Origin of the sequence: Sphingopyxis sp., assembly GCF_035686825.1 — a bacterium.
In the GTDB taxonomy this organism is placed as follows: domain Bacteria; phylum Pseudomonadota; class Alphaproteobacteria; order Sphingomonadales; family Sphingomonadaceae; genus Sphingopyxis.
Window position 1 is genome coordinate 390,254 of sequence record NZ_DASRYZ010000005.1, and the last position, 22,600, is coordinate 412,853.

The following is a 22,600-nucleotide window of genomic DNA, read 5'->3' on the forward strand; positions in this document are numbered from 1 at the left end:
ACCGAGTCAAAGGGCGCGTCAAGCGGGCCGCGACGAACCGCCGGGAATCGGTGCGCGCCTTCCGCTCAGCCTCTGTAAAAGCGAAACAAATTGGGCTCATGATCGTGACGGCTGCGTCCTGCTGACGGAACGAGGATCGCCGCCAAAGCATTGGAAGACCGGTGACGGACCTATTGCGAGGCGAATCATGCGTGAGAATCACAGCCGCTATTCCACCGTCTCGATCGTCCTGCACTGGACGATCGCCATCCTGATCATCGCCAATGCCACCTTTGGCGGCTGGATGGAGGACGCCTCGGACAGCGAGAAGCTCGGCTATTATCAGCTGCACAAATCGGTCGGGATCACGATCCTCGCGCTCAGCCTTATCCGGCTCGGCTGGCGCTTCGGCCATCCCTGGCCGGCCTTCCCCGGCGGCATGCCGTCATGGGAACGGCTGCTCGCTCGCACGACCCATATTCTCTTCTATGTGCTGATGATCGGCGCCCCGCTTCTCGGCTGGGCCGCAGCTTCGGCGGGCGGGGCGCCTGAAGTGCCGCTTTACGGCGCCGTGCCCGCGCCCAATCTTCCGCTACCGCTGAACGAGGATCTCGCCGAAGCGCTCGGCGACATACACAAGCTGATGGTGAAGGCCATTTACGTCGTGCTCGCGCTGCATGTTCTCGGCGCGCTCAAGCATCATTTTTTCGACAAGGACGAAGTGCTCCACCGGATGCTGCCGCTGTTTCGCAATCCGCGCGGCTGACACGCGTCGGCGTCACGGCATGCTGTCGTCGCGGCTGAGCAGGCCCAGGGTGCGCTCATCGCGCTCGCCGCCGAACCAGCGGATGAGCGCGGCGGAGAAGAGCGGCCGCCGGCTCACGGCCTCGAACAACGTCAGCGACGAACGCAGCTTGACGGTGTCGACCTCGCCGAAGACCGCCACCGGGTCGCTTGCGGGCAGGTCCTGGATCGCCTCGACGCATTCGGCATAGCGCGCGCCGAGAAGCGGATGGGCCAGATAGGCCCGCGCCTCGTCGGCTCCCGCGAGACCGTAGAGCTTCGACGTCGCGCTTCGGCCAAGGCCTGCCAGCTGCGGGAATATGAACCACATCCAGTGCGAGCTCTTCTTGCCGCGGCGAATCTCGCCGAGCGCGCGCGCATAGATTTGCTCCTGCGCCGTCACGAACAGGTCGAGCCCCTCTTCGTTTGTCATAAGGCAAGAGCGCCTTGCGCGGGGGGCTTGCCATATACCTGTGTGACCTCGAGGCTGCCTTCGGGAAGCCATTTCAATATGTCCTCGGCCGGAACGCGCGGATCGAGCCAGGCGGCCCATTGATCGCGTGGCAGCGGAATGATCTGGCGATGGTGATAGGGTGCGATGTCGGGACCGGCGTCCATCGTCAGGAGGCTGAAGGCTTCGCCGACATGGCTGTCGCGCCACACACCCGCCATGCAGAACCAGCGATGGTCCTTCAGCGTGAACAGCCACTTGTCGAGCCGCTTTTGCGCGGGGTCGGTGGGATCGGTGAACTCATAGAAACCGTCGCAGAGGACGAGGCATCGCTGCATGCCGAGATCGCGGCGCTCCGAGCGCACATTATAGACCGGTTTGCCGCCCTGTCCGGGCCAGCTCCAGCGCCGGTTGACGAGCGATCCGGCGGCGGCGCCGTCGCTGCTCTTCACGATCGGCGCGGTATCGGTGATGCGGACATCCTCGCGCGCCGGCACGTTCGGTGCGCCCTCGGGCATGCCGATCTTGATCTGGAGGTTGTCGAAGTCCTCGGCGATCGACGCGATGTCTATTTCGAGCCGATAATCATTGCACATGCGCGTCGGTCCCCTCGCCCTTGCGACTCAACATCGTTCCCATTATGTTCCACATATGGGTATCGCGCCAACCCCTTTCGATCCCGACGCCCCGAGCGGAGGCGTGCAAGCGCTCGTCCGGCGCAATCCCGACAATATGACCGAGATCGAAATGGTCAAAGCGGTTTGGGGTTCCGACCCGCGGTTTAGCGACGGGATCAATTATCGTTTCGTGCGCGCCGAGGGCCGCGCCTTCCCGGCGCGCCGCTGCCTGATCCCAGCGTCCGAGTTCCGCATGGGAACCGGCGATCACCGCTACCGGGTGACGCTCGACAGCGGCAATTTCTTCTATCTCGCCGCAGTGTGGGACCCGCCACTTGCCGATTGGCCGCTGTCCTACAGCATCCTCACCATCCCCGCGGGCGCCGATGTCATTCCTTATCAGTCGCGCCACGGCGTGATCATCCAGCGGCGCGACGCGAACCATTGGCTCGACGGGAGCCTGCCGAACGAGGTGCTTTTCGAGGAACCCCCGCGTCACACGCTGTTCGTTGAGCCTTTGCGCAAACAGGCGGAACTTCCGCTCTAGATCATGATGTCGCCGGCCCGCAGGGCCCGAACAACCGCACTCTTGGCGAGCCCGCAGCGGGGCGGCGTGCGATGCGCGCCCGTGCCTAGCCGCCGCCCCGCAAGGATAGCGAGCCGAGTGTGCCGCGCGGCCAAAACAAAAGTGCGACCCCTGGCCGAGCCTGCGAGGCCAGAGCGCGCTCATCAGATGCCGCGCCCGACATGCCGCCGCGCGGCCGTCCCGCCGGGCACGCCGGCGGGACGTACCGGCTCAGCCGTTCAGACGATCCTTGACGGCCTTTGCAGCGCCGAAGGTCAGCTTCTTCGAAGCCGCAATCTGGATGGTTTCGCCGGTCGAGGGATTGCGGCCTTCACGCGCGGCCGATTCCTTGACCTTGAACTTGCCGAAGCCGTTGACCGAGACTTCGTCGCCCTTGGCGGCGGCGGCGGTGATCGCGGCGAAAACGGCATCGACAGCCTTCTTCGCATCGGCCTTGCTCAGACCAAGTGCGGTTGCGACGCTGTCCGACAGTTCGGCGTGGTTCATAAAATCATCTCCTTGAGCGGCCGGAAGGATCCCGGCCGGGCGGGCGCTATAGCGCCGCGGACGGATCGGCGCCATCTGCGCCGCGCCAAGGCGCGGCACGGCGAGTTGCACTCGGTGGCGGCGTGCGGCAGTAGCGACAGATGCTTCCCCACCGCCTCATCGCATCCGCCCTGCTCCTGCTGGCTGCCGCCTGCTCGCCCGCGACCTCCGCACCCGCAAACCCGCCTGTTCCATCGAAACCGCTCAAGCTTGCGAGCTGGAATCTGGAATTTCTCGCCGCGAGGAACGGCGAAGGCTGCAACCCCAGGGATGACAACGATTATGCCGCGATGCGCCGCATCGTCGACGACCTCGACGCCGATGTGATCGCCTTTCAGGAGGCCGAGAATGAGGCCGCCGCAGCGCGGGTCTTCGACCCCGCCAAATATGTCGTGATCATGGAAGCCCGGAAGGGCGCGCCGGGCGGCACCTGCGGCGGCAGGTTCCCGGCGCAGACGGTGATCCGCCAAGCGGTCGGTTTCGCGATCCGCAAGGACATGGCCTTTGATCGCCATGCCGATGTGACGTCGCTGATGCGCGGCAACGAGCAGCTTCGCTCGGGCGTCGACATCACGCTCCGCCCCGAGGGCCGCACACCGATCCGCCTTCTCGGCATCCACCTCAAGTCGGGCTGCTTTTCCGGGAGCGAGGCGAAGGCCTGCCCCATATTCCAGGACCAGATTCCGGCGCTCGAAGCCTGGATCGACGCGGCCGCCACCGGGCCCGAGCGCTTCGCGGTGCTGGGCGACTGGAATCGCCGGCTCGCGCTTCCCGGCGACGCGATCTGGACTGAAATCGACGATGGCGATCCGGCCAACGCCGATCTGACGCTCGCCGACGCGGGCCAGCCGCCGGCCTGCGACCCGCGCTATGACAGTTTCATCGATCATATCGTCCTCGACCGGCGCGCCGCCGCCGACCGGACGGGGTTCAGCGAAACGCTCTATGCGCCCGGCGAGAAGCATTATTCGGACCACTGCCCAATCGCGGTCACGCTGCGGCGATAAAAAAATTCCGCGCCTCGAAGAAGGCCACGGAACCATCGCGTTCCCGGCACGTTTCACTTACCTGTCCAGACGAAAGAATGGCAGAATTTGATGGCATCTTCGGATGCAATCTAGGGAAGCCCCGCTGCAGAGATGTAGCGGGGCTTACCATTTCCGCTCCGCAGATATGTGGGCGCCATGCCGCAGGCGAGAAGCCAAGCAGCCCGCCAATCATTCCGCTTCGGGTACATCCTCGACACTTTCCCGACCGTCGTCATCAGGAAGGGGAACCTGCTCCGGAACTTGCTCGGGGCCGGTCGGGGGAGAATCGGGATGCGGGTCGGGCGGTGCGCTTGCCATGACAGCTCCTATGGACGTTGCCACTGGGAAACGGCCGGCAAGTCCTGCGGTTCCGGCGAGCCCGAGCCGCCCTGCGATCAGGCACCAGGCTCCGGCACAAAATAGATCCAAAATGGTCTGATCTGGCGGCGGCACTTCCGTTTCCCCCCTGTTGACGATAGCGTGCCGCGCCATGACCGTGGGGGAAGAGGAATCGATCGGACCGGGATCGTTGTGGCTGCGATGGGATCCGCACGTTCACGCCCCGGGCACGATCTTCAACGACCAGTTCAAGGGCGATTGGGAAGCCTATCTTGCCGCGATCGAGGGTGCGACGCCGACGATCCGTGCGCTCGGTATTACCGACTATTACGGGCTTGAACTCTACAAGGAGGTTCGCGCGCGCAAGGAGCAAGGTCGCCTCAAGGACTGCGACCTGATCTTTCCGAATATCGAGCTTCGGTTCAGCGTGGGAACCGCGCGGTCGTGGATCAACGCCCATCTGCTCGTCTGCCCCGACGATCCCGATCATATCGAGCAGCTCACGCGCTTCCTTCAGCGCCTGACCTTCAAGACCACGACCGACACCTTCGCCTGCAATCCTTCGGAACTGATCCGCTTGGGACGGTCGCTCAATTCCGAGCTGACCGATGATCGTTCAGCGCTTCGCCACGGCTCCGAACAATTCAAGGTCAGCTTCGATCAGCTCCGCGACGAATATAAGGGGATGAGCTGGGCGCAGGAGAATATCCTGATCGCGGTCGCCGGGGCGAAGGGCGACGGGACATCGGGACTTCAAGATGGCGCAGACCAGGCTTTGCGCCAGCAGATTGAACATTTTGCTCATATCATGTTCGCGTCGAGCCCGGCGCAGCGTGAATTTTGGCTCGGCCGAAAAACCAGTCGCGAGCATATCTGCGAGACCTACGGCGGGCTCAAGCCCTGCATGCACGGCAGCGACGGGCATTCTGTCGAGCGAACGGGCGCGCCCGATGGCGACCGCTATACCTGGATCAAGGGGGCGGCGACATTCGACGGACTGAAGCAGGCCTGCATCGATCCCGAGGGCCGCGCTTACGTCGGGACCGAGGCGCCCCCCGCATCTGCGCCGTCCGAGACGATCCGCCGTGTGACCCTGACGAATGCGCCGTGGGCCCCCAATTCGGTGATCGATCTCAACCCCGGCCTTGTCGCCATCATCGGTGCGCGCGGGTCTGGTAAGACCGCGCTTGCCGACATGATCGCGGCGGGATGCGATGCCCATGCGGACCAGCTCCCCATGCAGTCCTTCCTTGTGCGGGCGAGCGAATATCTCGACGATGCGACGGTGAAGCTCGATTGGGGCAATGGCGTTGTCACCGAACGCGGCCTCGATAATGCCGCGGCGGCATGGGACGGCTACGCCCGCGCTCGATACCTGACACAGCAGTTCGTGGAATCGCTCTGCTCACCGGAGGGAATGACCGATGGCCTGCTGTCGGAAGTCGAGCGCGTGGTCTTTGACGCGCACAGCCCGACCGAGCGAGAGGGCGCCGTCGATTTTGCGGACCTTCGCGACCTCAAGGCAGCCCGGTTCCGCGAGGCGCGACGCCGCGAAGAACAGAAGCTCGAGGAATTGTCCGACCGGATCAACATCGAGCTCGAGAAGCAATCTCAGATCGTGGCCATTCGGAAGCAGGTCGACGAGAAGAAGCTCAAGATCACCCAGCTCACCGAGGACCGCGGCAAGCTTGTCCGCAAAGGCAGCGAGGACCGGATCAAGCGCCTCGAAGGCCTGACCGAGGCGGCAAACGAAGTGCGCGCGCGGGTTAGGCGACTGACCAATCGCGAGCAGAAGTTGCTACTCGTCCAGGACGAGGTTTCGGACTTCCGGACCCATCAGGCGCCCGAAAATCTGCGCGATGCGCAAGAACGCCACAAGGATGCCGGCATAGCCGGAGAGGCGTGGGACCCGTTTTTGACGCAGTACAGCGGCAATGTGGACGGCATCATCAACGACAACCTGTCCTCCACCCGGAAGAACCGCGACGGGTGGCGCGGGACCGATATCGCAATCACCGATCCAGCGACCCCACTCATCGCCGACGATGCCGATCTGACGAAACTGCCCTTGGGCCGGCTCGATGCCGAAATCCGGCGGCTCGGAGATATCATAAACGTCGACAAGGAAACGCGCGAACGGTTCAATTCCCTGTCGGCGAAAATCACGACCGAGACCGAATTGCTCTCGGTCCTGCAGGACAAGCTGAAGGACTATGAGGGCGCAGAGGAGCGCGCCAAGGGACTACCTGCGGAAAGGCAGACAAGTTACCGGCGAATTTTCGAAGCGGTGTTTTCGGAACAACAGGTCCTCAACGACCTTTACGCACCCATCCGGGCGCGAATGGATGAGACGGGCGGGACGCTCGGGAAGCTTGCATTCACGGTCACCCGCCGCCCCGACATGGCGGAATGGGCAAAGCGCGGCGAGGATCTGCTCGACCTTCGCCGACAGGGTCCGTTTCGCGGCGAAGGTAAATTGCTCGAGGCTGCGAATGACGAGCTTCGCGGCGTTTGGGAGAGCGGAACCGCCGAAGAAGTGACCGAGGCGCTGAAGGAGTTTCGCCAAAAATATCAGAAGAGCTTCTTCGAACATGCTCTCGCGCAGCGTAGCGATGCCGCCGCATTCCGCGGCTGGCTCAAGTTGTTTGCGCGCTGGCTCTATGGCACCGATCATATCGAAGTTCGGTACAGCGTCGACTATGATGGGGTCGATATCCGCAAACTTTCGCCGGGCACGCGCGGTATCGTGCTCCTGCTGCTGTACCTCGCGCTCGACAATGCAGATGAGCGGCCGCTGATCATCGATCAGCCCGAGGAAAACCTCGATCCCAAGTCGATCTATGATGAACTCGTCGGCCTGTTCCTCAAGGCCAAGGCGAAACGCCAGGTCATCATCGTCACGCATAACGCCAATCTCGTGATCAACACCGACGCCGATCAGGTCATCGTTGCATCGGCGGGCCCGCATCCGGGGGATGGCTTGCCCGATATCGCCTATGCGAGCGGCGGCCTCGAAGATGCACCGATCCGCAAGATGGTCTGCGACATTCTCGAGGGCGGGGAACATGCGTTTCGCGAGCGCGCACGGCGCCTGCGCGTCCGCCTGGAGCGTTAGTCTCGATATTTTGCACGGGCTCAAGGGGGAGCAAAACCAATGAGGAAAATCATTCTGGCTGCGGCGCTGATCTGCGCGCCGGGACTGGCGCAGGCGCAATCGGGTTGTGCAGCCTATACGGGCACGACGGTGCAGCCGCAGACCTTCGACCAGGCTATAGCGTCCATCAAGCCCGTCGCGCCGAAGGACGAATTCGAGACCAGCGATGCATACCGCGCCCGGCTTGCAGCAGCGGGCGGCTCCGGCCCCCTCATCATCTCGAAGAAGATCGAAGGCGCGGAATATCTGGCCTATAATGCTGATCTCGGAGCCTTTGAGGTGAAGTCCTATCTGTTCGACAATACGAACTTCAGCGCTTGGGACACCTTCTATTATGCAAAGGTCGAAAGTCCGAAGGCCAGCACGCTCAGCAACCTCGACGTGACGATTTCGAGCAGCGAGGTCACGACCGGCACCTATTCCGCGCAGAATGGCTTCGGGGCAAAGGCCACCATCAGCAAGATTACCCGGACCGAGAAGGCAATCTTCGAGGGTGAACCGGCGCGCTATGGCGAAGAGCTTTTCATCGCCAACAAGGGTGGGTTCATCGGGACCGTCCCCATGAGCGTCGCCGAAGCGCAATCCTTCAAACCCCAAGCCAAGATTGCCTTTGTTGTCGTGCCAAAGCTCCCGAATGTCGTTCGCGCCACCTACCCCTATGGCAAGACGACGATCAGCAATCCGACCGATATCACGGTGAATTCGACGGTCCTCGTCGCCGACATTCAGTGCGGCTTGCTCATGGACGGGACGAACAAGGTCGTCGCAGCCTTCACGACACGATGACCGCGTCAGAAGATCCCGGAGACAATTCCGGTCATAATGCGGCCGATGACCGCGCGGAGGATGAGGCAGGACGCCCACAGCCGCCGGTCGACGAACTCCTCGTTCTCGACGAGCGCCAACTCATCCGGATCGAGGCCGTACACAGGGGTTTCCTTTACCAGCATCTTTACGCGGCAGCGTGCCTTCTCCTCGCGGGAAAGGCGGGAGCCGAACATATCATCGTCGAGCGGGACGAGGACATTGAAGTCCAGCTTCCGGAAGCCCGTATCTATGCGCAGGTCAAAACGCGGCAGGACGTCCTCAATCCCAGTGATATTTCAGGAGCACTAGAGCGTTTCGAGGACATACGTGCCGAGCATCAGAACGGCCTGCGAGCTGGCGATGCGAGATTCGTGATCGCGACGAATGCGCCTCCGTCGCCAGCCCTGCTCAAGATGATTGCCGCGGATGACTGGCCTGACGATGTCGAGCTGCATTGGCCAGGCGGTCCCGAGCCCTCCGACAATTGCCTGCCTCGACCTGCCGACAATGTTGCCGGTATGGCTGCATATTGCTCGGATCTCGCGGCGCAGCTGCCATTCGGGTTGCTCAGGCCGGAGACGCTGACCTGGAAGCTGGCCGCCATGGTCATGCTCGCATCCGCTGGCACGCTTCCACGCGAGGATCACAGTTTTTCCCGCGAGGAATTGCCGGACCTGTTCGAGCAGCTCGTGGTCCAGATGCAGCAGCTTCCGGCGCCGCCCCCGGTGTACCGCGCCCAGGTCGACGAACCCGCCCTGCTAAGTGACCAGCCCGTCCGCATCATAGCGGGACTTTCGGGCTCGGGGAAAACCGCCTGGATGGCCGAGGCCGCGGTCCATGCTGCGCTCCCGGTCACCTATCTCGACGTTGGGGACACGCCGGGACCCGCGCTCGCGTCAGCGGTAGCGCGCGAAGTGGCGGCGAAGATGTTCGGTCGCTCCAACGACAAGCTCGGCGAAATTCTTCTGCCGGGCGCGAGCGGATTAGATATGGTGAGCGCACTGAGCATCAAGCTCGGCGAAGACGGCCTTCACGCGGCTGTCGTCATCGATAACAGCCACCGCATTCCCGCGGCCGATATAGAGGCGCTGGTAGCACGGGCCCCCAATCTCCGATTTGTCCTGCTGAGCCAACCCGGCCGGCACATCGCCGAACTCGAAACAGGACTGGGTATCCACGCCGAGACTCTGAACGGCTGGGACGAAGACACTATCGCGGCGGCAGTTCGAGATGCTGGTTGCCGTGCCGATTTCGGCGATTGCGAGCGGCTATCCAGAATTACCGGAGGCCTGCCATTTTACGTGCTCAACGCGGCGACGATCGCGGCGCGCGAATATGGCGGCGATATTCGGGCCTTTTGTACGGAGATCGAGCAGCAGACCAATATCGTCGAGACGGCTCAAGAGATTATCCTGAGGCGCGCGTTCGAAGGCTTGCCGCCGGCCGACAGAGAAACGATCGCGGTCCTGAGCCTCGCCGATGTCGCGCTCTCGAGGGACGAAGCCAGTGCCTTGCTTCAAGCCGCATGCGACATCGACGCGAAGGCGGCCACGGCCCGGTTGCGCGCGCTTCCCGCAACGGGTGCGCTGGAATTATTCGGGAATAGCGGCTTAAAAATTCACGACGCGGTGAGGATTCTCGGCAAGGCGGACGTCTCGGCAAAGGGTCAGGACTTCGAGCAGAAAGCCCTGGGCTCGCTGCAGCGGGTCATCGTAAGCTCGATCCGGACCAACTGGAGCCTCGCGAAGTTAGGACTGCTCATCCGTCTGTTCGGGCTTCTCGGTCAGGCGAGAATATTGGTGCAGTTTGCCACAGACGAATTGTTCCACGAACTCGGGGTCTGGCCGGAAATCGAACCCTATCTGCTGACGATCGCGGCCGATCCGAACGGAGATGCCGAGACAAGACTGTGGGCGCTCGACGGCCTGGTCTTCAACGATCTGCGGGAGGGAGATTATGAGGCCGGCCGGGAGCGCGTCGACGAGATTGAATCGCTGCTGAGGGCGAACGAGCTTGGCGACGAGGAGTGGATGGCTTGGGGCATGAAGCGGATGTTGCTCTTGTCCGAGCTCGGCGACATCGATGGCGTCCGAGCCATGCTTGACCAAGTTGCGGACCGACTTCCCGACCAGCCCGAACATCTGCGCGTGTTTCGTTACAATCGCGCCCTCGCCCTGTTCAAGCTAGGCGACAACGATACAGCGGTAAGTGAGGCACTCGCCCTCATCGGCGAATATTATCTGGAGCTCGGGATCAGGCCCGACGATGTGATAGGACGGAACGCCCCCGAACTTCGGGAGCTTCTTCCCAAAGACGAAGATCTCACCGATCGGCTGAAACATCTGGCAGACAGTCACGATCTTTTCGCGCAGGCCTTGGGCCGGAAGAGCCAGCGATCTACTCTCGCACGTATCCATGCGATGAAATTCTACGAACTGTCGCAATCCTACCAGTCATTCGTCCGGGTTGGTCTCGATCTTGTCGAAGAACTGGTCTGGGTGAACGACTTCATAAGCGCCCGCGAGGCCTTCGAACGGAACATCTTCCCCATCTTGCAAGGCGCGGGCCTCGCGGGGCCCGTTCTCGAAGCCCGCGCTCTATATGCGGTGGTTCTTGCGTACTGCGGCGACCATGATGCGGCGGCGAACGAGGTCGAGCGGCTGCTGCCGTTCGAGGATGCGATGGATCCGAACCATCGCGCGGCATTCCAGGAGCAGAAGGCCATCATTCGCGAGGTTCGGCGCAAAGGCGGTCCCCCGCAGCGACAGGTTGTGATTCCTGCCCCTTTGCAGGCGCTGTTCGATCAGCGTCGCGGTGCCCCCAGGGAGGTTGAGCCGAGGAAAAAGGTCGGCCGCAACGAAAAATGTCCCTGCGGTTCTGGCAAGAAATTCAAAATCTGCCACGGGCGGTGATCGCGAGCGGCTAGAGGCGGTCGTAGATGACGTTCGGCAGAAATTTCATCAGGGCCGCGACGAGCCTCCAGCGTTTGGTGACATAGATATGGGATTTGCGGGCGCGAATGGCACTGTAGATCTGCTTCGCCACCTTTTCAGGCGAAGCAACCCAGAAGAGTCCGTCACCCTTCGCCATCGCGGTGTCGACGAAGCCGGGCCGCACGTCGGTCGTTGCAATCGGCAGGCCCCGGCGCGCCATGTTCTGACGCAGCCCCTCCATATAGTTGGAGACGAAGGCCTTGGACGCATTGTAGGCAGGCGCGTCGCCGCCGCCCCTTAATCCCGCGATCGACGAAATGGCAACCAGGTGACCAGTGTCTTGAGCGAGGAAGTGCTGCATGCCGATATTGGCCGCGGCCGCGAACCCCTCCACGTTCACAGCGATCGTCTCGCGTTCCGCCTCCCAGCCAAGATGGGCATTTATGTGGCCGACCCCGGCACTGATCACCAGTAAGTCGAGCCCGCCAAGCCGCTCGATCAAAGCGGCGAGCCCGCGTTGCATCGCGTTCGTGTCGGCCACGTCGAATGCCTCGTAGATTATCGAACCGGAAGAATTGCCAGCGAGATCGGCGAGCAGGCCGCAGCGCCGACCGGTGACGCCAACCGAGTAGCCATGACGCGAGAGCAGCATCGCCAGCTCTCGGCCGATCCCCGAACTCGCGCCGACTATGATCGCTCTGTTCACAGTCAAGCTCCTGGAATGTGCCGGAACATGACTGCGATCACAGCCTTCGTCATCAGATTTCGAATGCCCTGAGGAAGTCGGCCATAATCTCCGCGGCATGTCGCTGCCGCAAGATCCGGGCGTTCAGCAGATCGGGGTCGGCCGAGACATCGGCTTCGTCGTCTTCGAAACTTGCCACGGCGACGGGCCCGTCGCGCAAATAGCTCTCGTCGGGATTGGGATCGCGGAAGCGAGCCGCCAAGCGAGTAAGAGCCTCGCGTATCGCCTCGGCATGCGGACCGGTCAGTGCAGCCGCGAATGCGGATTGCGCCGCGCCGACGCCACCTTCCAGATTCTCGATGCAGTAGATCAGGTCGTGCGCATCCTTGCGCTCGAACCTCTGATCGAAAGCAAAGGCCTTGAGACAGGTGAAGGTGACGATATCAGCGTAGCGCACGACCTCGGTGGCACGGCCCTTACCGTTCAGCAGGTCCGCCGTGATTTCGACGGTCCCGTGATGGTCGAACACCATGGACGCGTGAGGGATGTTCAACGCCGAGACATTGCCGTCCGAAGGCAGTTCCTTGACCTTGCCGCCTCCAAGTTCCGGCGAGTCCGCCAGAAACTCGAGGATCATCGTAGTGCCGTCCTCGATCTCGGCGCGCCATCGCCAGGATTGCTTCGCGCCCTTGTCATTCTCGGCGCGCTCGAAGTCCATCGCCTTCAGATTTTCTTCGAGCGTGCTGTAGGCTTCGGTCGTCGTGAGGATTCCGACGTCGACGACGAGGTCGACGTCGCCCGTACCCGCATGTTTCGGGACTTTCGGCGGCCTGGCAGTCACGAGATAGCGCGGCGCGAGACCGCCGACGAGAAAAACCGAATCTTTCCATGGTCCGAGCCCGCGCAGGAGCGTGACCAGCACGCGCTCGCAAGCGTCGGTGACCATGTCTTCATAGCCGCTGATCGTCTGTGGTTTGGGCATTATTTATCCAGACATTCGCTACGAAGATGCATCGCCATTTCACGGGAACGGCCGGACGCCTGCAGCAGGTCGAGATAGACCTGCAGCGGCGGCGCATAGCAGACGCCGTCGATCCGTTGGCCCACCGCGACATCGCGCCGGCTCTTCGCCTCGATGATGCCAAGGTTCCACCCCTCTGCGACCGGCCGCGCGTCGAGATTGAGCAGCGCCTCGATCAGCTTCTGCCCAGGCTCGATCCGGCAACGAAGCTGCGAGATGGAAGAAAGATAGGGGGCATAGATTTGAGCGGCGACTTCGCCGGTGACCGCATAGGCGGCCTTCGCCTCGTCGCACGCCTGATCAAGGCGCAGCGCCAGCTCCAGTGCGTCACTCCCTTTCGGAACATAGTAGCGCCGCACCGTCGGTGCCTTTTGATCGCTCGCATAGCTGGTCCAGGCTTCGAGAAGGGGCCGTGCGGCACGCAGGCGACGCTGTTTCGACGGGCCCGCGCCCTGCACATCGACCCACTCGCGCCGTTCGAGTTCCGTGAGGGTCTCGGAAGCCGTAGCCGGCGAAACCCCGCTCGCATCGGCGAGATCCTTCACGCCCAGCCAGTCCTGCCGCCTCTCATAAATTTCATGGAGTGCGCGCGCCTTTTGTCCCTGAAAAATGGAATCGAACTTCTTCGTCCCTTTTTTCGGAGCCGGTTTATCGAGAAATATGAATGTCTTTTTCCCCGGAATATAAAGCGAGCCTCCGAGGTCGTAATATCCGACGCGCTCTTCCCGAAAAATCTCTCGAGCGCCCGGCGAGATCGCACGGGCGACAAAAAAAGGAATGATTTCCCGGTCGTCACCGGAATTGCTGAGATGGGCCTGATTATTCCGAAGCTGCCAGATTGCTTCGCGCACATCGCGCGGAAAAAGCTGCGCCTTGATTTCGACAAGCAATAAGAGCGGCTGGCGGCCGATATATGCGCCGATCAGGGCGTCGGCGCGGCCGCGAGGCCCGATTTCGACCTCATATCGCTCGATTTGCGCGTGCGACTGCGGCAGCGCCAAAAGCGCCTCCAAAAGCGCATCGAGCAATTCGCGCTGAGAATTTTCAAATTCGGCCATATTTTGTGCCCAGCAAAAATCACCCTAAAAGTGAATATTCGGAAAAACCTTGATATTTGCTGCGCAGAAAATTTGCATTAAAAAAATGGAAAAAATTTCATCTGAAATCTGGAAAGCGTCGAAACTGGCAACGTTCCGGTGGCGTCAACGAAGGATTTTGGCGTCACCGCGCCTCGAGGGTGATTTCACGCCTGCTGAACTGAGATGGCAATTTGATCTCGATATCGCCCGATGTGATAGCCCAATCGGTCGTCACCAAGGCTGGCTCTTCGCCACTATCGTCCTCAGACACCAGCACCTCAACATAAATAGCCGCGCTGGAAGTTGGACGAGCATGGTAAGTCCGAATATCCAAATCAGGCTCTCCCCGCCGCGAGATGACATACTCATGACCCGTCTCACGAACGTCGGCTTCGACCTCAGCCAAGACTTCGACCTCAAGGACAAAATCCTGTCCCTCCTCGGATTCGTCGACGAGAAACACGCTCGAAATCTCAAGATCGAAGAACTCGACATCTTCAACCTCGATATCGACACGGCGCGGACGATAGGAGTTAAGGCGTGCCCTCAGCCTTTCGAGCAGGGACGCGTCTCCACGGACATGCGCTTCAAGACGCTTCACCAACTGGGCTGACGCCAGAGCCAGCGAGAGAAGCTGGGCAACGGAGTCCAATTGGATCAGATCGTCCCGTCCCTCGCAGAATTTCACTAGGTCCGGATCCTTGCCAACCACATATATTCTGGGTCGACCGGGCCGGATCCAGGCGAGGAGGCTCGACAGCACAAAGGCGTCCGGAAACTCGCTCTTTTTTTTGCCCTCCCCAAAGGGCGCAGCACCAGCAAAATAATCGTCAAAAATCGCTTTGTGATCGGCAACAAGGGGGATTTCGGTAAATTTTGCTGTCGCTAGGAATTCTCGAAAGCGCGCGTGAAGCAGTGCCTTCCGATCGGCTGGATCGGTATCACCAAAGGGACCGCTTTCTCCAAGCTGGCCAAAAATCGCGCCGTGCTTCTTCGCTGCTGCTTCCGCCTCCGCCAGCGCTTCCGAAAGTCTCGCTTCAACCTCCCGCGTGGTGATGGAAGTCGTGATCGGCTCGAGCGTGCTCTTCGACGCTAGATCGATCAGGCTGGACCAAGTTCGCGATTGCCAGTCGAGACCCGCTGCACGAAAAGCCTCGGTATCGATGAAAGCATATGGTGTGACGAGGCGCTGTCCGCGCGGTGCTGGTGGTTCGCTCATCGTTGCAAACTAGCTTTTGCGACGGATTTCCTCAATCGTTCCCTTGAGCCTCGCCGCCCAATGCGACGCTTGAGAGAGAGCTAAGAATGGCGCAAAACTGGCTCACATAGGCCGATGGACGGAGAACTAGCCTCAATTTGGTTCTAAATCTCAAATCGCCACTGCATGGACCGGGTCGCCGACGCTAGAGTTGATCGTCGGAGGTGACGATGATCATTTTCAAGATGCTGGCGATCGCCAGCCTGACGATCCTGACAGCATGTGCTCCGCCGGAGCCACGCAGCGTTCAATATTTCGAGGCCAATCTCGATGAGGCACGCGACGTCGTCCAAAGCTGCACGGCGGGCGACAAGCGCGGCGATGAATGCAGCAATGCCAATGTCGCGGTCGAGACTGCCGAGGGAAAGGCCAAATTCGAGCGGTTCCGCGGGAAAAAGTAGCGGGTCTCAACCTGCCTGACGCGCTGTTGCCTCAAGCTCAGCGATGCGGTCACGGCAAATAGTCTCGACGATATCGGCGAGATGCTGAACCCGCGCGCCGAGCCATTCCAGTTCGTCGGCGGTGATCGCGTAATGCTTCGAATAGCGCGCCTTGATGTACGCTTCCTTCAACTTTTCGAACCGCGACCGGTCGGCCTTAACTTCTCGCGGCCATGCCTCGATCAATCGATCATCGATCCGCTCGGCTTGGGTGCGCAGGAAAACAAGATTATGGATGTGCGGCGTGTGGAAAGTGCATACCAATAGGATGCAGTGGTAATATCGTTCCGTCGCCTGATGAAGCTGAAAGGCCGCATTGTTCAACCAACCTTCAGCGACCGCGCTTCGATAGTGATGAAGAAACTGCGCTCCGCTAGGATACCACTCATCAAAATACTCGCGCGCCATCTCGAGCGCCGCATGCGGCGTCATCGGCTTGGGTTCTGCGAGCTCCTTCCCGTCGGCCTCGTACAGCGCGATCCCGTCACGAGCGACGTCGATGAAGAAATAGCGACCCTGCGTCAGTCCGGCATTCACCTCGTCGAGACTGTGAACGATGAAGTTCACCGGCGTGCGGAGCCGCTTCGTTACCGACAGCTCACGAATGAGCCGGTCGTCGAGCTTCGACCAATAGTCCGCCCGATCGGTCAGCCGCTTGTCGTTGACGATGATCAGCAGGTCATAGTCCGACTGATAGCCCTTCGCCGTGTGCGGCTCGTCGACCCACCCACCCCGTGCATAGCTGCCGTAGAGGATGATCTTGGAAATCCGGCCCTTGCGCTTCCAGTCCTGCGTCGCGAGCGCCAGCGCATCCTCGAATTCCTCAAAGATGATCTCGACGACGCGCTCGATCTCGCGTTGCTTGTGCGGGGGAAGATGTTCGAGGCTGCTCTGCATTGGGGTCACCCTAACAAGGTGGCGGCACCCTTGCACCCGGAAGATTGTTCCGATGCGCACGGATGCCGCAGGCTGGCTGCCGCTCAGTCGGCGGGTGTCCAGATGATCGCGAAGACATCGTCGCGATCCTGCCCCGCGGCCCGCCCGAGATTGGCGTAGATACGCCGCGGCCCGAACTCGGGGGTCGCGAGCGAGAGCGACACATAGGGGCGTCCGGATTGCTCGGCGACGCGGATCCAGCCGGCGCCGATCTCGACGCCATCGGACCAAACGCGATAGTCGGGCTGCACATCGCTCGCCTTGCCGCGGTTGGGGCGTATCTCGATCGGTGCCTTGATAGACAGCGTGATGAGCTGGCCCGCAAAGCCCTTCTCGATGCTGCCGCTGACGATGCCGATGCTCGCCATGTCGATACTCCTGCTGATCGACCCGAGACCATCCCGGGCGTGAAGCCGGGCAGGACGGCGGTTCAAGGCAGGCGCGCACCCGCAGGGCCGAAGCGAAGCGGCGGAGCGGGACGACGGCCCGCTTGCGCGGCGGCCGCCGCCGTCCAGTTTGGCGAAGCGCCTCAGGATGGTCACGGACGCGCGGGACATTCAGCGAAGGACGTTGGGTGGCGTGAGCTGGTTTCGAGACAGGTTGGCCTCGTTAACGGGGATAGCGCGCAAGACCCGGGAAGAACGCCCCGCGACAATCGGGATAGGGCTTCGCTTCAGTCCCGCAGTGCGTCGAGGACCCGGCATTGCTCCACAGTCGTGTGGCTGCAAATGTCGAGCAGTCCTTCGAGCGTTCCCTCAAGCGACTTCAGGGCAGCGATCTTCTCGCGCACTTCGACAAGATGCCGCGAGGCGATGTGATCGACATCGGCACAGGGCGTGCCTTCGGGCGTCTCCGACAGCGACAACAGACTTCGCACGGTGTCGAGCGAGAATCCCAGCTCGCGCGCCTTTCGCACGAAGGTGAGCCGGTCGCGATGCTCTGGCCCATAGATGCGGTGCCCGCCGTTACTGCGCCCCGGCTCGGCCAATATGCCAATCTTCTCGTAATATCGGATGGTCACGACCTGGCAGCCGGTGAGCCTGCCCAAATCGCCGATCGAGAAACTTTCCTGCATAAAGTGCTTGAACCTATAGTTGCTATAGGTCGTATAGGCCTGCGCGAACCACTTGCCAAACATGGAACGCGATCATGGATAAATGCTGCGGCGACGGCGATGCCGTCTCGAAACCTGTCACCGAAAAGAGCGGATGCTGCGGCGAGACGGCCCCGAATCCGCCGGTGATCGACAGCTGCTGCGCACCTGCCTCGGGTTGTTCCAGCACGGCTGCGAAGGCCCCCGCGTCCGACGCGCCTGCCGTCGAAGCGCCGCGCCATTTCGCCGGGGATGATTGCTGCTCGGCAAAGGAAGACGAGATCGCGGCGCTTGGCGCCTATGCAGACGTCCGCCGCGTTCTGCAGATCGTGCTCGTCATCAACCTTGTGATGTTCTTCGCCGAGTTCACCGCCGGCGTCTTCGCCCGTTCGACCGCGCTGATGGCTGACTCGGTCGACATGCTGGGCGATGCGCTCGTCTATATTCTCAGCCTTTACGCCCTGGAACGGAGTATTCGCTGGCGCGCCGGGGCAGCCCTGTTCAAGGGCGGTATCATCGCAGCTTTCGGCATCTGGGTGGCGATCGAGGTTGTTCTCAAACTCACCGGCGACATCGTGCCGACGGCGGGAACGATGGGCATTTTCGGCTTCATCGCGCTGGCAGCAAATCTCACCTGTCTCGCGCTGCTCTATCAGCACCGTAACCGCGACGTGAACATGTCGAGCACTTTCGAATGCTCGCGCAACGACGTTATCGCCAACACCGGTGTGATCGTGGCGGCCGCGGGCGTCTGGCTGACGGGGTCGGGATGGCCCGACATTCTGGTTGGGAGCATCATTGCCGTCCTCTTCTTCCGGTCGGCGATCCGTGTTCTCAGCCAGGCATGGCCGCAATTTCGCGCCTCGCGACCGACGGTAGCGGCCGCCCTGGACTGAGCGCCTGTCGCTGTCGTCCATGCCGCGCCGAAGCTCGTCGGCAGGAACCTCAAGCGGCCCCGCGCAGCCGCAACCCCGCTGTCCAAGCGTCGACGTATAAGCCGCACCCATCGGCGCGCCGCCTTTCAAAGCGCGCGGCGATGGCATGAATTTTTCCTCCACACAGGGATCAGCAGATGACGTGGCCCAAAGGAACGCGCGCCCTCGTGCTGCATAATGCCAAGGCGCGGCAGGGCGAGCAGGCGCTCGTTCCCGTTCGCGAGCGCCTCGCCGCGGGCGGCCTTCTGGTGACGGTCGAATCGTTCGAGAGCCTGCCCGAAATTGCACGCGACGTGACACGCCTGCATCAGACCGCCGATATCATTGTCGTGTGCGGCGGCGACGGTTCGATCTCATCCGCTGCGCCCGCGGTGATCGAGAGCGGCCTGCCGCTGGGAATCATTCCCGCCGGAACCGCGAATGATCTGGCGCGCACCCTGTCGATCCCGCTCGATTTCGGGGCGGCGGCCGATGTCATTGTCGAAGGTCACAGCCGACGGATCGATGTCGGCACGGTCAATGGCCATGCCTTCTTCAATGTCGCGAGCATCGGGATCAGCAGCGAGCTTGCGCAGAAGCTCGACCCGGCGATCAAGAAAAGGTTCGGGCGCCTCGGCTATGCCGTCGCCGCGCTGCGGGTCATCCTGGCTGCCCAGCGGTTCCGGGCGAGGATCAGGGAGAAGGGCGAGTCGAGGACCGTCAGCACCTATCAGGTCGCGATCGGCAACGGGCGCCTCTATGGCGGCGGCAATGTCGTCGAGGAGAATGCCGCGATCGATGACGGCACGCTCGATCTTTATAGTCTCGAGGTGAAAAACCTCTGGAAGCTCGCCCTCATGCTCCGCGCTTTCCGGTCCGGCACGCATGGCGCGTGGAAGGAAGTGCGCACCGCCAAATGCGTCGAGTTCGACATCGAGACGCGGCGGCCGATGCCGGTGAACACTGACGGTGAGATCGTTACCGCGACGCCGGCGCATTTCCGTGTTTTACCGCGCGCGATATCGGTCCTGGCCCCGTGCGAATGCCCCGTCACAGCCCGGCAATTCCCGCTCTATCACCATTGAGCCAAGGACCGGCGACCGCCGCGAAGCCCTTGTGAGAAGGACGGTTTTGCCGTAAATCGCGAAGCGCGGGCCGGGCCCCTCTGACGGTCGTACAGCGACGGCCGTGATGTCGGACCGCATCGAGCGACGCTCGGTGCAATTGTCTGCGTTCCCATCGATCTGCACCTTCGCGCGACCGGTTCAGTGGCAGCATCGCTGAGGAAGGGCGTTCGACATGGAAGGCTTGGTCACCCTGTTTCAGGATCCCGCAGTGTGGGCGGCACTGCTGACGCTCGTGGTGATGGAAATCGTCCTCGGCATCGACAACCTCATTTTCATCTCGATTATCTCCAACAAATTGCCCGAAGCCCAGCGACAGAGAGCGCGGCGAATCGGCATCTCGCTGGCGCTGGTCATGCGCCTCGCGCTGCTTTCGGTGATTGCCTGGCTCGTGGGGCTGACGGCGATCGTCGTCGATTTCGGATTGCAGGGCGCGCCGGATGCCTATGGCAAGCCAAGCTTCGAGACCGCCTTTTCCTGGCGCGACATCATATTGATCGCCGGCGGCCTCTTCCTGATCTGGAAGGCGACTTCGGAAATCCACCATAATGTCGATCCTAACCCGAACGACGATGTCTTCAACGCCGGCAAGAAGGCGCTGACATTCGGATCGGCCATCATCCAGATCCTGCTGCTCGATCTCGTCTTCTCGGTCGACTCGATCCTGACCGCTGTCGGCATGACCGAACATCTGCCGATCATGGTGATCGCGGTGGTTTCGGCGGTCCTCGTCATGCTGCTCGCGGCCGACCCGCTGGCCAACTTCATCCGCGACAACCCGACCGTCGTGATGCTGGCGCTCGGCTTCCTGCTGATGATCGGTGTCGTGCTGATCGCTGACGGCTTCGGAGCAAAGGTGCCCAAGGGCTATATCTACACCGCCATGGCATTTTCGGCCGGGGTAGAAGGGCTCAATATTTGGGCGCGGCGCCGGCGTGAGCGGGTCGCGCTTGCAAAAGCCTCGGGCGAAACCGCCGAGGCGAAATAGTCGAAGCCCGGCAGCACCGAAGCTGTTCTGCCGTGTTTCCGGAGAATAGACTCGATCTGGATCTATCTCGGTGCAGTCGGCTTGCATGCCGCAGCGGCAAGGCTATGCTTTGAAGTGCATCGGGCAAGGCGCACGGTGCCAGGCGTGAGAACCTGCTTAGCTTAGTCTTCCTATTCCATCCTGCCGGGTGGCCGCTGCGCATGTCCAAGCCTTAGGGCTAAAGGCGGCGGCGCTTGTTCGCTAAGCAAGTTCTCAACGCCCGGCTTGCCGCCTTCGTCCCGAACGGGAAGGCGGCAGGTATGGACTTCGAGGACAAGGACAGCGAGCGACCGGGTATTGCCGGCGGCGACCCCTTGCCGCCGGAGGATTGGGAGCGGGTCGGGCGCTCGGCGCGCATCGAGGCGATCTACTCCGAGCACCGGCCGCACATCACCCGCTTCTTCCGCGGACGCGCCCCGAACCAGGATGTCGGCGACCTTGTGCAGGAAGTCTTCAGCCGCTTTGCGAGCGCGCGAGGCGGCCTCGCTGCGCTGGTCGAAGGCCCCGGCGCCTATCTGGTGAAGAGCGCCCGGATGCTCCTCGCCGAATATGGTCGCGCCGACGCGCGCCGCCACCGGTCGCAGCACGACAGTTTCAGTGACGAGCATGAGGGAGCGAGCGACCCGCACGCCGCGCTCGAGGCGCGAGACGTCCTGCGCCGGGCAGAAAGAGCCATTTCGAGGCTATCTCCGCTCACGCGCGAGATTTTCCTGATGCATCGCTTCGAAGGACTACGCTATCCCGAGATCGCTCGAATCAAGGGAATCAGCGTGAAGACGGTCGAAAGCCATATGACCAAAGCCCTTGCCGCCATCAAGCGCGCGCGGGGTAAGCAGTGAGCCGCGCCGAAAGCGAAGCCACTGCCTGGCTCGACAAAATGATGGGACCCGATTCCGAAATGCACCGGGAAGCGTTCGACGAGTGGCTGGCCGAGCCGGGCAATGCCAAGGCCTACGATGAAGCGCGCGACAATTGGACCTGGGCCGCCGCCATGTCGCCTTCCCGGATCGAGGCCGATGTTCGGGCCGATGCTCGGGAGCGTGAACCCGGCGGGCGGCGATGGGCTTTTGCCACAATTCTCGCTGCGGTGATCGCGGTCGGGTTCGCTTGGTATCTGGTTGGCCGCGACAGCGATCAGCCGATCATCGCCACCAATTCGGCGCAAGGCGAGAGCAGGCTCGCCGACGGGACGCGCGTGACGCTGATGGACGGTGCCCGCATCGAGACGCGCTTCTCGGACGGCGAACGCCGCGTCATTCTGTATGACGGCCGCGCCAGGTTCGAGGTCGCACACGACGCGTCGCGTCCCTTCCTCGTCGAGGCCGGAGATTCGGTCACCCGCGCGCTCGGCACCATCTTCGAGGTCGATCTCCGCGCGGATGTCCCGCGCATCGCACTGGTCGAAGGCTCGGTCGAGGTGCGGCGCCTCGAGGGCGGCAAGGCACTTCGCCTCCGTCCCGGCGAACGCGCCGAGGTCAGGTCGACAGGCCCCCAGCCGATCACGGGTGAGGAAGCGAACACCCCGGCCAAATCGCTGTGGGCCGACAATCTCCCGCTTGGTGCGATCCTCGACCGCGCGGGCCGCGAGAATGGCGTCAAGATCAGCTTGGCCGATCCGGCGTTGGCATCGCTGCAGGTGACGGGGCGCTTCGACATGACCGATGCCCGGAAACTTGCGCTGAAGCTCGGCGCCGCGCTTGATCTCAAGGTCGAGTTCGGTGCGAACGGACCAATTCTCGGCGCGAAATCCGACTAGGACGCCCAAGAAAAACCCATAGGGTGTTCGGAGCACCCGTCATTTTTTCCCTTCAGACGGCCAAA

At 62.1% G+C, this 22,600-nt stretch carries 22 protein-coding genes; 12 read left to right on the plus strand and 10 right to left on the minus strand.

The genetic code is table 11. From position 1 onward, the window contains the following. The first annotated feature begins 187 nt into the window (after positions 1 to 187). Entirely contained in the window at positions 188 to 745 is a 558-nt protein-coding gene (locus VFG17_RS12895; protein WP_325029864.1) for a cytochrome b, read from the plus strand. A 12-nt stretch (positions 746 to 757) separates the two neighbouring features. Here the strand turns inward: VFG17_RS12895 and VFG17_RS12900 are convergent, their stop codons facing one another. Beyond that, positions 758 to 1,195: a DUF1810 domain-containing protein gene (locus tag VFG17_RS12900; protein ID WP_325029865.1), complete on the minus strand. Its 438-nt coding sequence runs from the start codon at positions 1,193 to 1,195 to the stop codon at positions 758 to 760. Further along, positions 1,192 to 1,809: an SOS response-associated peptidase gene (locus tag VFG17_RS12905; RefSeq protein WP_325029866.1), complete on the minus strand. Its 618-nt coding sequence runs from the start codon at positions 1,807 to 1,809 to the stop codon at positions 1,192 to 1,194. Before VFG17_RS12905 ends, VFG17_RS12900 begins: the two co-directional genes overlap by 4 nt. A 103-nt stretch (positions 1,810 to 1,912) precedes the next feature. Here VFG17_RS12905 and VFG17_RS12910 point away from each other — a divergent pair, with 103 nt between their 5' ends. Then, the gene (locus VFG17_RS12910) at positions 1,913 to 2,377 is read left to right on the plus strand and encodes an SOS response-associated peptidase family protein (protein WP_325029867.1); all 465 of its coding nucleotides are present in this window, start codon (positions 1,913 to 1,915) and stop codon (positions 2,375 to 2,377) included. Positions 2,378 to 2,626: 249 nt separating this feature from the next. Here the strand turns inward: VFG17_RS12910 and VFG17_RS12915 are convergent, their stop codons facing one another. Beyond that, a complete protein-coding gene (locus tag VFG17_RS12915; RefSeq protein ID WP_325029868.1) occupies positions 2,627 to 2,902 on the minus strand; it encodes an HU family DNA-binding protein in 276 nt (91 codons plus the stop codon). A gap of 140 nt (positions 2,903 to 3,042) precedes the next feature. Between VFG17_RS12915 and VFG17_RS12920 the strand changes: the two genes are divergently transcribed. The 4 genes from VFG17_RS12920 to VFG17_RS12935 all read left to right on the plus strand — a co-directional run bounded on the left by VFG17_RS12920 (position 3,043) and on the right by VFG17_RS12935 (position 11,181). Next, positions 3,043 to 3,948: an endonuclease/exonuclease/phosphatase family protein gene (locus tag VFG17_RS12920; protein WP_325029869.1), complete on the plus strand. Its 906-nt coding sequence runs from the start codon at positions 3,043 to 3,045 to the stop codon at positions 3,946 to 3,948. A gap of 511 nt (positions 3,949 to 4,459) precedes the next feature. After that, entirely contained in the window at positions 4,460 to 7,423 is a 2,964-nt protein-coding gene (locus VFG17_RS12925; protein WP_325029870.1) for a TrlF family AAA-like ATPase, read from the plus strand. A 129-nt stretch (positions 7,424 to 7,552) separates the two neighbouring features. Next, positions 7,553 to 8,248, plus strand: a complete 696-nt coding sequence (locus VFG17_RS12930) for a hypothetical protein (protein WP_325029871.1) — start codon at positions 7,553 to 7,555, stop codon at positions 8,246 to 8,248. Next, positions 8,245 to 11,181, plus strand: a complete 2,937-nt coding sequence (locus tag VFG17_RS12935; protein ID WP_325029872.1) for an SEC-C domain-containing protein — start codon at positions 8,245 to 8,247, stop codon at positions 11,179 to 11,181. Before VFG17_RS12930 ends, VFG17_RS12935 begins: the two co-directional genes overlap by 4 nt. Before the next feature lie 10 nt (positions 11,182 to 11,191). Here VFG17_RS12935 and VFG17_RS12940 read toward each other — a convergent pair whose 3' ends face one another. From VFG17_RS12940 to VFG17_RS12955, 4 genes are all read right to left on the minus strand, one after another. Then, positions 11,192 to 11,908 (minus strand): SDR family NAD(P)-dependent oxidoreductase, encoded by a 717-nt coding sequence (locus VFG17_RS12940; protein ID WP_325029873.1) that lies wholly within the window; start codon positions 11,906 to 11,908, stop codon positions 11,192 to 11,194. Positions 11,909 to 11,960: 52 nt separating this feature from the next. Beyond that, complete coding sequence (locus VFG17_RS12945; RefSeq protein ID WP_325029874.1) at positions 11,961 to 12,833, minus strand: antitoxin; 873 nt, start codon at positions 12,831 to 12,833, stop codon at positions 11,961 to 11,963. Between the two features lie 35 nt (positions 12,834 to 12,868). Continuing rightward, entirely contained in the window at positions 12,869 to 13,966 is a 1,098-nt protein-coding gene (locus VFG17_RS12950; protein WP_325029875.1) for a MarR family transcriptional regulator, read from the minus strand. 163 nt (positions 13,967 to 14,129) lie between these two features. Next, complete coding sequence (locus VFG17_RS12955; RefSeq protein WP_062767690.1) at positions 14,130 to 15,206, minus strand: PIN domain-containing protein; 1,077 nt, start codon at positions 15,204 to 15,206, stop codon at positions 14,130 to 14,132. A 209-nt stretch (positions 15,207 to 15,415) separates the two neighbouring features. Between VFG17_RS12955 and VFG17_RS12960 the strand changes: the two genes are divergently transcribed. Next, positions 15,416 to 15,646, plus strand: coding sequence for an EexN family lipoprotein (locus tag VFG17_RS12960; protein ID WP_037553321.1), 231 nt, complete (start codon positions 15,416 to 15,418; stop codon positions 15,644 to 15,646). Positions 15,647 to 15,652: 6 nt separating this feature from the next. Here VFG17_RS12960 and VFG17_RS12965 read toward each other — a convergent pair whose 3' ends face one another. The 3 genes from VFG17_RS12965 to VFG17_RS12975 all read right to left on the minus strand — a co-directional run bounded on the left by VFG17_RS12965 (position 15,653) and on the right by VFG17_RS12975 (position 17,759). Continuing rightward, on the minus strand, positions 15,653 to 16,582 hold the full coding sequence (locus tag VFG17_RS12965; RefSeq protein WP_095388853.1) for a HEPN domain-containing protein: 930 nt from the start codon (positions 16,580 to 16,582) through the stop codon (positions 15,653 to 15,655). 83 nt (positions 16,583 to 16,665) lie between these two features. Then, positions 16,666 to 16,989 (minus strand): DUF736 domain-containing protein, encoded by a 324-nt coding sequence (locus VFG17_RS12970; protein ID WP_095388854.1) that lies wholly within the window; start codon positions 16,987 to 16,989, stop codon positions 16,666 to 16,668. Between the two features lie 305 nt (positions 16,990 to 17,294). Further along, positions 17,295 to 17,759: a MerR family transcriptional regulator gene (locus VFG17_RS12975; protein ID WP_255247270.1), complete on the minus strand. Its 465-nt coding sequence runs from the start codon at positions 17,757 to 17,759 to the stop codon at positions 17,295 to 17,297. Positions 17,760 to 17,860: 101 nt separating this feature from the next. Here VFG17_RS12975 and VFG17_RS12980 point away from each other — a divergent pair, with 101 nt between their 5' ends. The 5 genes from VFG17_RS12980 to VFG17_RS13000 all read left to right on the plus strand — a co-directional run bounded on the left by VFG17_RS12980 (position 17,861) and on the right by VFG17_RS13000 (position 22,535). Next, positions 17,861 to 18,610: a cation transporter gene (locus VFG17_RS12980; RefSeq protein WP_325029876.1), complete on the plus strand. Its 750-nt coding sequence runs from the start codon at positions 17,861 to 17,863 to the stop codon at positions 18,608 to 18,610. Between the two features lie 176 nt (positions 18,611 to 18,786). Continuing rightward, positions 18,787 to 19,713, plus strand: a complete 927-nt coding sequence (locus VFG17_RS12985; protein WP_095388856.1) for a lipid kinase — start codon at positions 18,787 to 18,789, stop codon at positions 19,711 to 19,713. A 214-nt stretch (positions 19,714 to 19,927) separates the two neighbouring features. Beyond that, a complete protein-coding gene (locus VFG17_RS12990) occupies positions 19,928 to 20,740 on the plus strand; it encodes a TerC family protein (protein WP_095388857.1) in 813 nt (270 codons plus the stop codon). Positions 20,741 to 20,973: 233 nt separating this feature from the next. Next, positions 20,974 to 21,618, plus strand: coding sequence for an RNA polymerase sigma factor (locus VFG17_RS12995; RefSeq protein WP_141237213.1), 645 nt, complete (start codon positions 20,974 to 20,976; stop codon positions 21,616 to 21,618). Next, a complete protein-coding gene (locus VFG17_RS13000) occupies positions 21,615 to 22,535 on the plus strand; it encodes a FecR family protein (protein WP_095388859.1) in 921 nt (306 codons plus the stop codon). The genes VFG17_RS12995 and VFG17_RS13000 overlap by 4 nt, the downstream gene beginning before the upstream one ends. Positions 22,536 to 22,600: the final 65 nt, after the last annotated feature.

Bases quoted from the DNA above. Each gene is read 5' to 3' on its own strand.
- VFG17_RS12915 (WP_325029868.1), bottom strand. From the start codon at position 2,902: ATGAACCACGCCGAACTGTCGGACAGCGTCGCAACCGCACTTGGTCTG.
- VFG17_RS12945 (WP_325029874.1), bottom strand. From the start codon at position 12,833: ATGGTCACCGACGCTTGCGAGCGCGTGCTGGTCACGCTCCTGCGCGGG.
- VFG17_RS12895 (WP_325029864.1), top strand. From the start codon at position 188: ATGCGTGAGAATCACAGCCGCTATTCCACCGTCTCGATCGTCCTGCAC.
- VFG17_RS12955 (WP_062767690.1), bottom strand. From the start codon at position 15,206: ATGAGCGAACCACCAGCACCGCGCGGACAGCGCCTCGTCACACCATAT.
- VFG17_RS12900 (WP_325029865.1), bottom strand. From the start codon at position 1,195: ATGACAAACGAAGAGGGGCTCGACCTGTTCGTGACGGCGCAGGAGCAA.
- VFG17_RS12935 (WP_325029872.1), top strand. From the start codon at position 8,245: ATGACCGCGTCAGAAGATCCCGGAGACAATTCCGGTCATAATGCGGCC.
- VFG17_RS12965 (WP_095388853.1), bottom strand. From the start codon at position 16,582: ATGCAGAGCAGCCTCGAACATCTTCCCCCGCACAAGCAACGCGAGATC.
- VFG17_RS12970 (WP_095388854.1), bottom strand. From the start codon at position 16,989: ATGGCGAGCATCGGCATCGTCAGCGGCAGCATCGAGAAGGGCTTTGCG.
- VFG17_RS12960 (WP_037553321.1), top strand. From the start codon at position 15,416: ATGATCATTTTCAAGATGCTGGCGATCGCCAGCCTGACGATCCTGACA.
- VFG17_RS12990 (WP_095388857.1), top strand. From the start codon at position 19,928: ATGGAAGGCTTGGTCACCCTGTTTCAGGATCCCGCAGTGTGGGCGGCA.
- VFG17_RS12985 (WP_095388856.1), top strand. From the start codon at position 18,787: ATGACGTGGCCCAAAGGAACGCGCGCCCTCGTGCTGCATAATGCCAAG.
- VFG17_RS12975 (WP_255247270.1), bottom strand. From the start codon at position 17,759: ATGTTTGGCAAGTGGTTCGCGCAGGCCTATACGACCTATAGCAACTAT.
- VFG17_RS12950 (WP_325029875.1), bottom strand. From the start codon at position 13,966: ATGGCCGAATTTGAAAATTCTCAGCGCGAATTGCTCGATGCGCTTTTG.
- VFG17_RS12925 (WP_325029870.1), top strand. From the start codon at position 4,460: ATGACCGTGGGGGAAGAGGAATCGATCGGACCGGGATCGTTGTGGCTG.
- VFG17_RS12905 (WP_325029866.1), bottom strand. From the start codon at position 1,809: ATGTGCAATGATTATCGGCTCGAAATAGACATCGCGTCGATCGCCGAG.
- VFG17_RS12920 (WP_325029869.1), top strand. From the start codon at position 3,043: ATGCTTCCCCACCGCCTCATCGCATCCGCCCTGCTCCTGCTGGCTGCC.